Origin of the sequence: Neobacillus niacini (assembly GCF_036961885.1) — a bacterium.
Taxonomy (GTDB): Bacteria; Bacillota; Bacilli; order Bacillales; family Cytobacillaceae; genus Neobacillus; species Neobacillus niacini_H.
Genome location: NZ_JBALNQ010000059.1, coordinates 1 through 13,067, shown reverse-complemented (window position 1 = coordinate 13,067; position 13,067 = coordinate 1). Strand labels below are relative to the sequence as shown.

Genomic DNA, 13,067 nt, shown 5'->3' with positions numbered 1-13,067 from the left:
GTATCGACATGAAAAAACTCTCATTGCTCGCTCTTTCCCTGGTCATCCTGCTTACTGGGTGTGCACCAAACTTTCAAAAACAAGAGAATGTTGTGCAAACAAAGGAAAAGACGGAAGAGAAAGCAATTATTCCAAAATACAATATTTCCGACAATTACTATCGAACCATTTTACCGTTCGAGCCCGGGGAAGCACGTGGATTAATTGTTGGAAATATCAATACAAGATATGACATAAATGAATTTGAAACAGGTTTGATGAGAATTGCGCAACATCAATTTGACCCAAAAACCTACTTGTTCCGCGAAGGGCAGGAACTAAAGAGAAATACAGTTAGATTATGGTTGAACCGTAAATTTACAGCGGGACAATTAACGGAAAAGGGTTTAAAGGAAGAAGAAAATATTGGACTAAACCCGCTTATGGAAGAGGGAGTAGAATTCAAGGAAGGGAACAGTAATAGTCCTATCTATTTAGCCCACATCCTAGAACATGATTACCTGATCAAAGGTGAAAATGAAACGGTTAGATTAGGCGGTGTTGTGATTGGACTTGCACTAAATTCCATTCATTATTTCCGTACAGCTCCTGGTGAACCCTATTTTGAGAGGAAAATTGAATTCGCTGAAATGGAGCGTGAAGGGAAGAAGATTGCCGAAGAAGTCCTTAAACGTCTGAGAACAATGAAAAATTTGAAGGATGTTCCGATTACAATTGCCCTGTTTGAACAGCAAAGCCAATCGTCCGTTGTACCAGGTACCTTTTTCACCTATACCAACGTTGAAAAAGGAAGCTCAACGATTAATAATTGGGAGCCAGTCAATGAAAAGTACTTCCTCTTTCCATCAACCCAAGCTCAAGAAGCACACCGTGATGATGTAACGGCATTTTTAAACTTTAAGCAGGATGTTGAAGAATACTTTCCAAACTTCAATGGCGTCATTGGCCGTGCTTTTTATATTGGAGATCAATTTACTGATTTAGATATTACCATTCCGATCCAGTTCTATGGAAGATCAGAGGCAATTGGGTTTACTCAATATGTAACTGGCCTTGTCCTCGAGCATTTTCCAAATTACATCTCCGTTTCGGTAAGTGTTACATCCGTTGACGGACCTGAAGCATTAATTGTCCGCAAGGCAAATGAAGCAGAACCGTTTGTGCATATTTATTAAGACCTGGCTCAATGCCAGGTCTTTTTTTGCATGAGGACCTTGCTGTTATTCGTTGTTACCTTCAAATGAAACATGTTAAAATGGACGAGGATGTAATATTTTTTTATACATAGGAGGTTTTAATATATGGTACAACCTTATAAGCATGAACCCTTCACAGATTTTACAATTGAAGAAAACCGCCAAGCCTATCTAAACGCATTAAAAACGGTTGAAAGTTATTTAGGAAAAGAATATCCTCTAGTAATCGGCGGAGAGCGAATTTCCACCGAAGATAAAATAGTTTCATATAATCCATCAAATAAAGAAGAAGTTATTGGTACAGTATCAAAGGCGAACCGAGACCTTGCGGAAAAAGCAATGCAGGCAGCGGTTGAAGCGTTCAAAACGTGGAAAAAAGTAAAGCCTGAAGTCCGGGCAGATGTATTATTCAAAGCAGCGGCCATTATCCGCCGTCGTAAACATGAATTTTCTGCACTTATGACGAAGGAAGCAGGAAAGCCTTGGAGAGAAGCTGATGCTGACACAGCTGAAGGAATTGATTTTCTAGAATATTATGGCCGCCAAATGCTGGCATTAAAAGATGGCCAACCAGTAAATAGCCGTCCGAATGAATACAATCGATACGACTATATTCCACTTGGCGTAGGTATCATTATTTCTCCTTGGAATTTCCCATTTGCGATTATGGCGGGAACGACAGTTGCAGCAATCGTATCAGGTAATCCTGTTCTTTTAAAACCAGCTTCAACAACTCCGGTGATTGCAGCGAAATTCGTTGAGGTAATGGAAGAAGCAGGTCTTCCTAAAGGTGTATTAAACTTCGTACCTGGCAGCGGTTCAGAAGTTGGCGATTACTTAGTTGATCATAAAGATACTCGTTTTATCAGTTTCACAGGTTCAAGGGATGTCGGACTTCGTATTTTCGAACGTTCTTCTAAAGTAAACTCAGGCCAAGTTTGGATGAAGCGCTTAATTGCTGAAATGGGCGGTAAAGATACGATTGTAGTAGACTCTGAAGCAGACCTTGAGTTAGCGGCACAATCCATCGTTGCCGGCGCATTCGGCTTCTCGGGTCAAAAATGTTCAGCCTGTTCTCGTGCGGTAATCGTTGAGGATGTGTATGATACCGTATTGAACCGTGTGGTTGAACTAACGAAGGAAATAAAAGTAGGTGACCCAACCGAGCAAGAAACATTCATGGGTCCTGTTAACGATCATAACGCATTTAAGAAAATCATGGAGTACGTTGAAATTGGCAAGCAGGAAGGCAAGCTAATGGCTGGCGGAGAAGGAGATCATTCAAAAGGTTACTTCATTCAACCTACTATTATTGCAGACCTTGCTCCAGATGCACGTATCATGCAGGAAGAAATTTTTGGACCAGTCGTTGGTTTCACAAAAGCAAAGGATTTCACAGAAGCTATCGAAATTGCTAACAATACGGAGTATGGCTTAACAGGTGCCGTTATTACCAAAAATCGCGCTCACCAAGAGCAAGCGCGTGAAGACTTCCATGTTGGTAACCTATACTTTAACCGTTCATGTACGGGTGCGATTGTTGGTTATCAGCCATTTGGCGGCTTCAACATGTCCGGAACGGATTCTAAAGCGGGCGGTCCCGACTATTTATTGCTTCATATGCAAGCGAAAACCACATCTGAAATGTATTAATGGATGTTTGACAACCCCTTCTCGGTATGAGGAGGGGTTTTTTTAATGAAATATGGTATTTGGATTTGGAAAAAAATGTCTAAATGTCCAAACCATATTGAAAAGTGTCCAAAACTTCATGAAAAATGTCCAAACCCCAACGAAAAGTGTCCATAACCCACCAAAAAATGTCCATAACCTCCAAAAAAGTGTCCAAAACCATTTTCACCCCCCTTTTTAAAAATGATATTTGACATTTATGTGAAACTCTTCACAAGAAAACAATAAATTGTGACGTACTTCACAAACCACCAGTCTCCTTGCGTTTACAATATATCTATAGAGATAAACATAAATAACGTAAATTCATAGAGAAACCATTATAAAGGAGCGATCCAAGTTGAAAAAGCTAGTGATGATTGGGAATGGGATGGCAGGCGTAAGAACCATTGAAGAAATTCTAAACATCTCAAAAGAACCATTAGAAATTACCATTTTTGGACAAGAGCCACACCCAAACTATAACCGAATTAAATTATCGAATATCCTACAAGGGGATACAAACTTCGAAGAGATTATTATCAATCCATTAGATTGGTATAAAGAAAATAATATCCAACTATTTACTGGTGAAAGTGTAACAAAGATAGATGTGGAAGCGAAGAAAGTCATTTCCGACCAAGGCCGTGAAGTAGAGTATGATGATCTGATCATTGCAACAGGTTCGAACTCATTTATGCTGCCAATACCAGGTGCGGACAAAATGGGTGTGACCGGATTTCGTGATATCAAAGATTGTGAAATGATGATCAAGTCAGCGAAACAATATAAAAAGGCAGTGGTCATTGGCGGTGGATTACTCGGTCTTGAAGCGGCAAGAGGGTTACTCAACCTAGGCATGAAGGTCGAAGTTGTTCATCTTATGCCGAGCCTAATGGAGCGCCAGCTAGATCCAATCGCTTCATCATTGTTGAAAGCAGAACTCGAAGCACAGGGCATGAGATTTTTAATGGAAAAGGAAACCATTGAAATCATAGGAGATGAGCGTGTTGCTGGTCTTCGTTTTAAAGATGGGTCCCACATTCCAGCAGACCTTGTTGTCATGGCAATCGGGATTAAGTCTAACACAATGGTTGCTAAAGATAGCGGTATCTTTGTGAACCGCGGCATTGTTGTAAATGATTACATGGAAACTAGTGCACCCAGTGTATACGCAGTTGGTGAGTGTGCCGAGCACAGAGAGATTGTATATGGGCTGGTTGCACCATTATATGAGCAAGGAAAAGTGCTTGCTGAACGGATTTGTGGAATTGAAACAGCACCATATGAAGGATCCGTTACTGGGACACAACTTAAAGTGGCTGGTGTGGACCTCTATTCAGCGGGAGAGATTTTTGAAGATGGTTCAACAAAATCGATTATGGTCTATAACGAATACGAAGGAATCTATAAGCGGGTACTAGTCCGGAATAACAGGATTGTTGGGATTGTCCTTTATGGTGACACGAAAGATAGTACAAGATTGTTTCGAATGCTTTCAAAAAATGAAGATATCACAGGAGTATCCATTTTTGAATCACAATGTTCTGCGGAAGGCGGAAGCGGCGATATTGCTTCCATGCCGAACGATGAGCTTGTATGCGGCTGTAACGGTGTTACCAAAGGAGCAATTGTTGAGGCGATAAAAGCCCAAGGTTTAACCACGCTTGATCAAGTAAGCCATTGTACAAATGCTGGCCGTTCTTGTGGGCGCTGTAAACCAATGGTTAACGATATTCTTGCTTACACCCTTGGAGATCAATTTGATGCAGATGCGGCACAAAAAACAAGTATTTGTGGATGCACAACCATTAGCCGTGAAGAATTGATTGCTGAAATCAAAGAAAAGGGCTTAACAAGTGTAAAAGAAGTTATGAATGTTCTAGAGTGGAAGAATGAAGAAGGCTGTACAAAATGTCGTCCTGCGATTAACTACTATCTTGGCATGGTTCACATGGATGAATATAAGGATGACCGTGATTCGCGCCTTGTAAACGAGAAAATGCACGCGAATATCCAGAAGGATGGAACATACTCAGTTGTGCCACGAATGTATGGCGGTGTAACAACGGCTGCTGATTTGAAAAAAATTGCAGAAATAGCTGAAAAGTATGAGGTCCCACTTGTAAAATTAACCGGCGGCCAGCGGATTGGTTTGTTTGGAGTTAAAAAAGAGGACCTGCCAGGTATGTGGAAAGAGCTCGATATGCCTTCAGGCTATGCATATGGAAAAACACTTCGTACGGTAAAAACGTGTGTGGGTGCACAGTTCTGCCGCTACGGTACTCAGGATTCAATGGCATTAGGAATTGAGCTGGAGAAGAAATTTGAGCGTCTCGATACACCACATAAAGTAAAAATGGGCGTATCCGCCTGCCCAAGAAATTGTTCAGAAGCAGGAATTAAGGATATCGGTTTTGTGGGAATTGATGGCGGCTGGGAAATCTATGTGGCGGGTAACGGCGGTGTCGACCTTCGTGCTGGTGACCTGCTGGCTACGGTAAAAACTGAAGCTGATGTTATGGAAATGACGGGTGCTTATATGCAATACTATCGTGAAACTGCCAATTACCTAGAGCGTACTTCTAAATGGGTAGAACGTGTTGGCTTAGAGCATGTAAAAGAAGTCTTAGCAAGTGAAGAGACAAGAAAAGCATTAAATGAGCGAATGGATCAAACGCTAAAGAAATACATTGAGCCTTGGAATGAAGCGATTCAAAGTGAAAGCATTAAAGATAAATACTACGCAGTTCACACTGTCAAGGCAGGGGAGTGATTAAGCATGATAGAAACAAAAACTCGTACTCTAGTTGCTAACTATTCAGACCTGCCAGTAAGGGCTGGCTACGCTGTTACGATCGCTGGAAGCGAAATTGCACTTTTTAAAGTAACAAATGGAAAAGTATTTGGAATTGAAAACCGCAGTCCGCACCCAAAAGGTGGTGTGTTAACGGAAGGTCTCGTCAGTGGGGAATACGTTTTTTGCCCAGTCTATGATTGGAAAATCTCGTTAGCAAATGGAAAAGTACAGGCACCAGATGAAGGTCAAGTAAAAACCTATCAGGTGGAAGTAGAAGCGGATAACGTTTATATTATTAATAAAGGTTGATTTCGTAAGAAAGTCTTTTATATAGAGGTTGAAAGGATGGCTGCAGGATGAAGACAGGAAAAGTATTTCTAGTAGGAGCAGGACCAGGGGACGTTCGTTTAATCACGGTAAAAGGGTTGGAGGCAATTAAGCAAGCAGAGGTTATTTTGTATGACCGGCTTGCAAATCCAAAGCTCTTGGAATTTGCTCCCGATGATTGCGAACTGATTTATTGTGGCAAATTACCGGACCGTCATATTTTACGCCAAGAGAATATCAACGACCTTTTGGTAGAAAAAGCGCTGGCAGGTAAAAGAGTCATCCGGTTAAAAGGCGGCGACCCTGGTGTGTTTGGCCGAGTTGGCGAAGAAGCGGCAGCCCTTGCCCACCATCAAATACCTTTTGAGATCGTTCCTGGTATATCTTCGGGGATTGCAGCCCCCCTTTATGCCGGAATTCCTGTTACTCATCGTGAACATGCAGAATCATTTGCCGTTGTAACGGCGCATGATAAATCAAATGATGGCAAGCCAATGCTAGACTGGGAAGGCTTGGTCCGCGGTGTCGATACGATTGCTTTTTACATGGGTGTTGGAAATCTGCCGTTTATCTGTGAAAATTTGATGTCGCATGGCAAACCTGAAATCACTCCTGTTATCCTGATACAGTGGGGAACATTCGGACGCCAAAAGACTTTACAAGGTACATTGGCAGATATTGCAGCTAAGGTCTTGGAGGCGAAGTTTAGCAACCCAGCGATTATACTAGTTGGTGATGTCATTTCTCTTCGTGAAAAAATCAGCTGGTTTGAGAAGATGCCACTTTATGGCCGTCAAATCTTACTTGCACGCTCAAGTGAAACTGTCAGCGGCTTGGCGAAGGAATTGATGGAGCAGGGTGCTGATGTCATCGAATTCCCAAAATGGAAAAAGACCATTTTGCCTGTTGAATTAGGTAATGTAGCAGACTACGATAAAATATTTTTCTCATCCCCTGAAAGTGTCGGCGAATTTTTTAATGCAGTCATTAAAAAGGGAATCGATATCCGAAAAATAAAAGCCGATTTCTATGGCGGCTCTAGTAAATCGATTAAAGCCTTAAAAGAGCGTGGATTTATTGCTCGTTTAGCTTCCAACATGCCAGAGACAGGAAGTCTGCTAATGGTAGGAGACGAACGTATTTTGGATCACGAGGTTGGAAACGCTGATTACTTGATTACGAGTAAGAAAGAATTGGACCAGCAGTTCCTGCTGATTTTTCAACGAATACTAGAAGAAGCTGATGTAAATACAATGGTATTTCCGAGCGGTGCATCAGTTGGAACGTTTATGGAGGGCCTGAATGCCTGCAATCTTGACGCTTTTGAACTTTTAAAAGACGTGCAAGTGGTTTGCATGGGGCAGCATACCAAAAATGCGGTTGAAACGGTTGGCTTAGAATCGAATGGAATGCTGGAAACACCAACGAGAGAAGCGTTGGTTGAGTACTTAGTACAGAAACCGCTGGATGAGGAAAGGTAGGGTGTATGCTTGAATTTGAATTATCCGATTATGTTAAGACTTGATGGAAAAAAAGTCGTAGTTGTAGGCGGCGGCAAGGTTGGAGAACGGAAAGTGTCTGGATTACTTGGCACCAATGCACGGATTATCTTGATTAGCCCTGAAGTGACCGACCATCTTAATAGGCTTGCTGGCAGTGGAATGATCGAGTGGCAAAAGAGATCTTTTTCGAAAGATGACGTTGAAGGTGCGTTGTTAATTTTTGCAGCAACGAACGACAATGAGCTGAATCAATCTATAAAAAAAGCAGCGAGTGATCAACAGCTTGTAACCATTGCTGATGATCCAGAAGAATCGGATTTTCATGTGCCCGCTCACATTCAGCGAGGACGTTTGAGTATTGCCGTCTCAACAGGTGGAGCCAGTCCAATATTTGCAAGGAAAATACGGGAACAGCTAGAACAGCAATTTGATGAGCAGTATAAAGATTATTTAGATTTCCTCTATTCAGCTAGGCAGCGAATACTGAAAGAAGTGAAGGACCCCTCTAGAAAAAGAAAAATATTAACAGCCATTATAAGTGAGGAGTTCCTAAATAGTCCTCATCGAGAAGCTGATTTTTCACATCTATTACAAGAAATAAATGACATAGAAAATGACGTGTGAATTAATCCCCACACGTCATTTCACTTTTATAAATTCTGCATTGACTTGTTATACTCTTCTAATTGTTCCTGCAAGTTTACTATGTAATCCATCATTGCTATTCTCACGATAGATGGATAGTAACGGCTGTTAAGCTCCTGTTCACATTCCTCTAAATCCATCTGTTTCACAGCAATTATTTTATTTAATTCTTCCAGACTCATCACTATTCCTCCCTAACACTCCTAATCTATATTTATAGTTTTAAGTATGGACAACTTTTTCATAGTTTATTCTTTTTTGTATAAAAGTGCATCGTATTGGCGAAAAAGATACCAAAAAAGTAAATAGGTGAATTATGAGCGAGAGAATAATCCATAGCTATCAAATCCTAGATCAGTTGCGTTTGCCACATGGTTTGTATTTAGCCTCTTCGTCCAAGGACTATCATTATGTATGGCTGCGAGATTCCTTTTATATGTCACTGCCATATTTGGAGCAAAACAATCACCTTTATGAAATGACCTATCACCGGATACTGGACCTATTTAGAGAATACGAGTGGAAACTGGATATCCATACGGTTCAAAGACCAAAGGAGCAATGGGAGTACATCCATTCGAGATATTCTGCTTCTGATGTAAGGGAAATTGATGCACCATGGGGACATGCACAGCATGATGCGATTGGAGCGATCCTTTGGGGGATTGGCATCGGCCAACAAAAAGGAAAGAAGATCATTCGCGATAAAAAGGATCACGAGATTGTTCAAAAACTGGTTGGCTATTTAGGGTGTGCTCATTACTGGGAGGACGAAGATAATGGCATGTGGGAGGAATGGAGAGAGGTCCATTCGAGTTCTGTCGGGGCGTGCGTGGCAGGACTACAAGCAGTAAAAGATATTATTTTTGTGCCTGGAGAATGGATAAAAAAAGGAAAGCAGACGCTTGGTAACCTTTTTCCATGTGAAAGCAGCGACCGTCCCTTTGATTTAGCACAATTGAGTTTAATCTTCCCGTACCGGGTGTTGGTAAGGGAGGAGGCTGAAGTGATTGTTAACCAAGTGGAGATGCACCTATTGCGCGAGCGCGGAGTCATTCGCTACAAAGGTGATTCATATTATTCTACGGTCGAACAGGAGGGCCGGCATCATGATTTATCCTTTTACTATGGAACAGAGGCAGAGTGGACATTCGGACTTCCATGGCTGGCGCTATGCCATTTAGAATTAGGCAATATTGAGATAGCAAATCATTACATTAAACAAACAGAAAATGTGATGCTCTCGGATGGCAGCTTGCCAGAACTTTACCTAGCTAAATCTGCAACATACAATTCCAATACCCCGCTGGGATGGGGAAGTGCTATGTATATCTTAGCAAAAGAAAGATATGAACGAATTATATAAGTAAAAGGGCTGTCGGAAACCATTTCGGCAGCCCTTTTGTTGTTTATTCCGTAGGAGAGGCTTTAGCTGAATTTTGTGCTTGTGTAACAGCTGATAAAGCAGATGAAATTTCATTGGATGCTTGTTTCAGTGCTTCCTGTGCAAGAGTTGGATCTGAATTTACCTTTTCGATTGCTTGATCTAAAAGTGTTTGCGTCAATGTTACATTTGCTTTCGCTTGGCTTAATTGATTGACATCTATTTGTGGCATAACGATTCCTCCTTTAATAATGAGAAGCACCTCTATATCATGACCTTTCATTGGCTAAATATTATTGGAAAAAACTTCTCTAAAATGACATTCCCAGCTGGAGATAATACTTAATAAAACTTAAACAGGGAAATTGTACCTATTTTTAAAAATTTTCGGAAAAATAGTTCCATTTTTAAAAAACGTGTTATATAATACAAAACATAGCAATTGTTTCTGTATTATAACAAAGAGGTGATCAAGTTCATGTCGACGCAAACGACAGGTATTGAAGTAGTTGGGAAGCTAAAATCCCAGTTTGATGAAATTCTTACACCAGAAGCGTTGAATTTTATCGAAAAGCTAGAACGAAATTTTGGAGCTAGAAGGAATGAGCTGTTACAGTTCCGGCAAAAACGCCAAGAGGAATTGAATAACGGAAAACTTCCGGATTTCCTCCCTGAAACAAAGCATATTCGTAATGGGGACTGGTCAATTGCTCCATTGCCGAAGGACCTTCAGGACCGCCGTGTGGAGATTACTGGACCGACAGATAGAAAAATGGTCATTAATGCACTTAATTCCGGTGCGAAGGTTTTTATGGCAGATTTTGAAGATGCTACTTCACCAACCTGGGAAAATCTCGTCGAGGGACAAATCAACTTAAGAGACGCAGTAAATCGGACGATTTCCTATGAAAATCAAAATGGTAAAAAATACGTGCTAAATGAGGAAACAGCCGTCCTGTTTGTTAGACCACGGGGGCTTCATTTAGAAGAGAAACATGTACTGCTTAATGGCAAGCCTATTTCCGGAAGCTTTTTTGATTTTGGTATGTACTTTTTCCATAATGTAAAAAATTTGTTGGCTCGTAGTACAGGTCCTTATTTTTACTTGCCAAAGCTAGAAAGCCATTTAGAGGCACGGCTTTGGAATGATATCTTTGTTTTTACGCAAAATGAGCTTGGAATTACTCAAGAGACCATTAAAGCGACTGTCTTACTTGAAACGTTTATGGCTGCATTTGAGATGAATGAAATTCTATTTGAATTAAAGGAACATTCAGCAGGGCTAAATTGTGGAAGATGGGATTATATTTTCAGTTATTTGAAAAAGCTCCGCAACCACAAAGATATCATTTTACCTGACCGCTCGCAGGTAACCATGACTGCTCCATTTATGCGCTCTTATTCCTTGCTGACCATTCAAACATGTCACCGCAGGAAAGCACCAGCTATTGGAGGAATGGCAGCACAAATACCAATCCGAGACAATCCACAAGCCAATGAGGAAGCATTTGCGAAGGTGCGTGCTGACAAAGAGCGAGAAGCATACGATGGTCATGATGGTACATGGGTAGCACATCCTGGTCTTGTACCGGTAGCGTTAGAAGTATTTAATCGAGAAATGCCTGTATCAAACCAGATTCATTCAACGAAACAACAAAAGATTACGATAACGGCCAGCGATTTACTTGAAGCACCGGGAGGTAAAATTACCGAAGAAGGTGTTCGCGTGAATATTAATGTTGGTATCCAATACATCGCATCCTGGTTATCTGGGAGTGGCGCAGCCCCAATCCATCATTTAATGGAAGACGCCGCAACGGCTGAAATCTCACGGGCTCAATTATGGCAATGGATCCGTCACCCGAAAGGTGTACTCGCCGATGGCAGGAAGGTAAACATTGAGATGTATGAGCAATTCAAGGTTGAGGAATTAGAAAAGATTAAGAATGAAATTGGCTTATCTGCCTATGAGAATGGACGGTTCGTGGAAGCAGTAGAGCTATTTGACAGTTTAATATTAGACGGTGAATTCGCAGAATTTTTAACATTACCTGGATATGAGCTTTTATAAAGGCTAATGAAAAAAGTTTGAATGGTACGAAGGAATTTCGAAAAACAGCATTAATTAAAAATTTTAATAGATTAATAGGAGGAATGTAAAATGACAAATTCAAGAGCAATGGAGTTACAAGAAAGCTGGGAGTTAGATAATCGTTGGAATGGAATTACTAGACCTTATTCAGCTGAAGACGTTATCAAGCTTCGCGGATCATTGGATATCGAGCATACATTGGCTAGACGTGGAGCAGAAAAGCTTTGGAAGGAAATGAATGAGGAAAACTACATTAATGCGTTAGGTGCCCTAACTGGAAATCAAGCTGTTCAACAGGTAAAAGCAGGATTAAAGGCTATCTATCTAAGCGGCTGGCAGGTTGCAGCGGATGCCAACCTCTCTGGGCATATGTATCCCGATCAAAGTTTATACCCAGCAAACAGCGTACCAAGCGTTGTAAAGCGAATTAACCAAGCACTACAGCGTGCAGATCAAATTACCCATTCTGAAGGGGACGACTCGATCGATTGGTTTGTTCCAATCGTAGCCGATGCGGAAGCGGGCTTTGGCGGACAGTTAAACTGCTTTGAATTGATGAAGGGGATGATCGAAGCCGGAGCTGCAGGAGTTCACTTTGAAGATCAGCTTTCTTCTGAGAAAAAATGTGGTCACTTAGGCGGAAAAGTATTATTGCCAACACAAACCGCAGTACGAAACTTAATTGCTGCGCGGTTGGCGGCCGATGTAATGGGTGTTCCGACGATATTGGTTGCGCGTACAGATGCAAATGCTGCTGATTTAATTACCAGTGATATTGATATGAATGATGCACCTTTCATCACGGGAGAGCGGACTGCAGAAGGCTTTTTCCGGACTAATGCTGGTCTTGATCAAGCGATTGCTCGCGGCTTGGCCTATGCACCATATGCAGATCTTATTTGGTGTGAAACATCTGAGCCGAATATTGAGGAAGCAAGACGTTTTGCAGAAGCGATCCATGAGCAGTTCCCTGGCAAAATGCTTGCTTACAATTGCTCACCATCTTTCAATTGGAAAAAGAAACTCGATCAAGAAACGATTGCAAAGTTCCAGCAAGAGCTTGGAAAAATGGGCTACAAGTTCCAATTCGTTACACTTGCAGGATTCCATGCATTGAACCACAGCATGTTTGAGCTTGCTCGCGGCTACAAAGAGCGCGGCATGGCGGCCTACTCCGAATTGCAGCAGGCAGAGTTTGACAGCGAGCAATACGGCTACACAGCCACAAGGCATCAACGTGAAGTTGGCACAGGATACTTTGACCAGGTATCCATGGTGATTACAGGAGGGACATCTTCCACAACAGCTTTGAAGGGCTCAACGGAAGAAGAACAATTTACAAAGTAAAGAACAGATACGTGTTGCGAATCCTTCTCTCCTATGGAGAGGGGGATTTTTATTTGGGGGGCGGATACTGGCGGATAGCGAGGCTGGGATTTAGTTGCGGATG

General features: G+C 41.6%; 11 protein-coding genes. 9 read left to right on the top strand and 2 right to left on the bottom strand.

What is annotated here, in order from left to right; translation table 11 throughout:
* Positions 1-8 precede the first annotated feature (8 nt).
* The 6 genes from V7124_RS21530 to V7124_RS21505 all read left to right on the top strand — a co-directional run bounded on the left by V7124_RS21530 (position 9) and on the right by V7124_RS21505 (position 8,120).
* A complete protein-coding gene (locus V7124_RS21530) occupies positions 9-1,175 on the top strand; it encodes a CamS family sex pheromone protein (RefSeq protein WP_335493277.1) in 1,167 nt (388 codons plus the stop codon).
* Between the two features lie 126 nt (positions 1,176-1,301).
* Positions 1,302-2,849, top strand: a complete 1,548-nt coding sequence (pruA, locus tag V7124_RS21525) for an L-glutamate gamma-semialdehyde dehydrogenase (RefSeq protein ID WP_335493275.1) — start codon at positions 1,302-1,304, stop codon at positions 2,847-2,849.
* 394 nt (positions 2,850-3,243) lie between these two features.
* On the top strand, positions 3,244-5,643 hold the full coding sequence (gene nirB, locus V7124_RS21520) for a nitrite reductase large subunit NirB (RefSeq protein ID WP_335493310.1): 2,400 nt from the start codon (positions 3,244-3,246) through the stop codon (positions 5,641-5,643).
* A 6-nt stretch (positions 5,644-5,649) separates the two neighbouring features.
* Positions 5,650-5,976, top strand: a complete 327-nt coding sequence (nirD, locus tag V7124_RS21515; protein ID WP_335408549.1) for a nitrite reductase small subunit NirD — start codon at positions 5,650-5,652, stop codon at positions 5,974-5,976.
* A gap of 47 nt (positions 5,977-6,023) precedes the next feature.
* Positions 6,024-7,475 carry a uroporphyrinogen-III C-methyltransferase gene (cobA, locus tag V7124_RS21510; RefSeq protein WP_335493273.1) on the top strand — a complete coding sequence of 484 codons (1,452 nt, stop codon included), beginning with the start codon at positions 6,024-6,026 and terminating at the stop codon, positions 7,473-7,475.
* Between the two features lie 9 nt (positions 7,476-7,484).
* A complete protein-coding gene (locus V7124_RS21505; RefSeq protein ID WP_335493271.1) occupies positions 7,485-8,120 on the top strand; it encodes an NAD(P)-binding protein in 636 nt (211 codons plus the stop codon).
* Between the two features lie 26 nt (positions 8,121-8,146).
* Here the strand turns inward: V7124_RS21505 and V7124_RS21500 are convergent, their stop codons facing one another.
* Positions 8,147-8,323, bottom strand: coding sequence for a hypothetical protein (locus V7124_RS21500; protein ID WP_335493269.1), 177 nt, complete (start codon positions 8,321-8,323; stop codon positions 8,147-8,149).
* Between the two features lie 134 nt (positions 8,324-8,457).
* Here V7124_RS21500 and V7124_RS21495 point away from each other — a divergent pair, with 134 nt between their 5' ends.
* Entirely contained in the window at positions 8,458-9,507 is a 1,050-nt protein-coding gene (locus V7124_RS21495) for a glycoside hydrolase family 15 protein (protein ID WP_335493267.1), read from the top strand.
* Between the two features lie 43 nt (positions 9,508-9,550).
* On the opposite strand, the gene V7124_RS21490 is transcribed toward V7124_RS21495, so the two are convergent.
* Positions 9,551-9,757: a hypothetical protein gene (locus V7124_RS21490; RefSeq protein ID WP_335408561.1), complete on the bottom strand. Its 207-nt coding sequence runs from the start codon at positions 9,755-9,757 to the stop codon at positions 9,551-9,553.
* A gap of 246 nt (positions 9,758-10,003) precedes the next feature.
* Between V7124_RS21490 and aceB the strand changes: the two genes are divergently transcribed.
* Together aceB and aceA are read left to right on the top strand one after the other, a co-directional pair.
* Entirely contained in the window at positions 10,004-11,596 is a 1,593-nt protein-coding gene (gene aceB, locus V7124_RS21485; RefSeq protein ID WP_335493265.1) for a malate synthase A, read from the top strand.
* A 90-nt stretch (positions 11,597-11,686) separates the two neighbouring features.
* Positions 11,687-12,964: an isocitrate lyase gene (gene aceA / locus V7124_RS21480; RefSeq protein WP_335408565.1), complete on the top strand. Its 1,278-nt coding sequence runs from the start codon at positions 11,687-11,689 to the stop codon at positions 12,962-12,964.
* Positions 12,965-13,067: the final 103 nt, after the last annotated feature.

Coding starts and splice junctions, on each gene's coding strand:
- V7124_RS21530 (WP_335493277.1), top strand. CDS start 9: ATGAAAAAACTCTCATTGCTCGCTCTTTCCCTGGTCATCCTGCTTACT.
- pruA (WP_335493275.1), top strand. CDS start 1,302: ATGGTACAACCTTATAAGCATGAACCCTTCACAGATTTTACAATTGAA.
- nirB (WP_335493310.1), top strand. CDS start 3,244: ATGATTGGGAATGGGATGGCAGGCGTAAGAACCATTGAAGAAATTCTA.
- nirD (WP_335408549.1), top strand. CDS start 5,650: ATGATAGAAACAAAAACTCGTACTCTAGTTGCTAACTATTCAGACCTG.
- cobA (WP_335493273.1), top strand. CDS start 6,024: ATGAAGACAGGAAAAGTATTTCTAGTAGGAGCAGGACCAGGGGACGTT.
- V7124_RS21500 (WP_335493269.1), bottom strand. CDS start 8,323: ATGAGTCTGGAAGAATTAAATAAAATAATTGCTGTGAAACAGATGGAT.
- V7124_RS21495 (WP_335493267.1), top strand. CDS start 8,458: ATGAGCGAGAGAATAATCCATAGCTATCAAATCCTAGATCAGTTGCGT.
- V7124_RS21490 (WP_335408561.1), bottom strand. CDS start 9,757: ATGCCACAAATAGATGTCAATCAATTAAGCCAAGCGAAAGCAAATGTA.
- aceB (WP_335493265.1), top strand. CDS start 10,004: ATGTCGACGCAAACGACAGGTATTGAAGTAGTTGGGAAGCTAAAATCC.
- aceA (WP_335408565.1), top strand. CDS start 11,687: ATGACAAATTCAAGAGCAATGGAGTTACAAGAAAGCTGGGAGTTAGAT.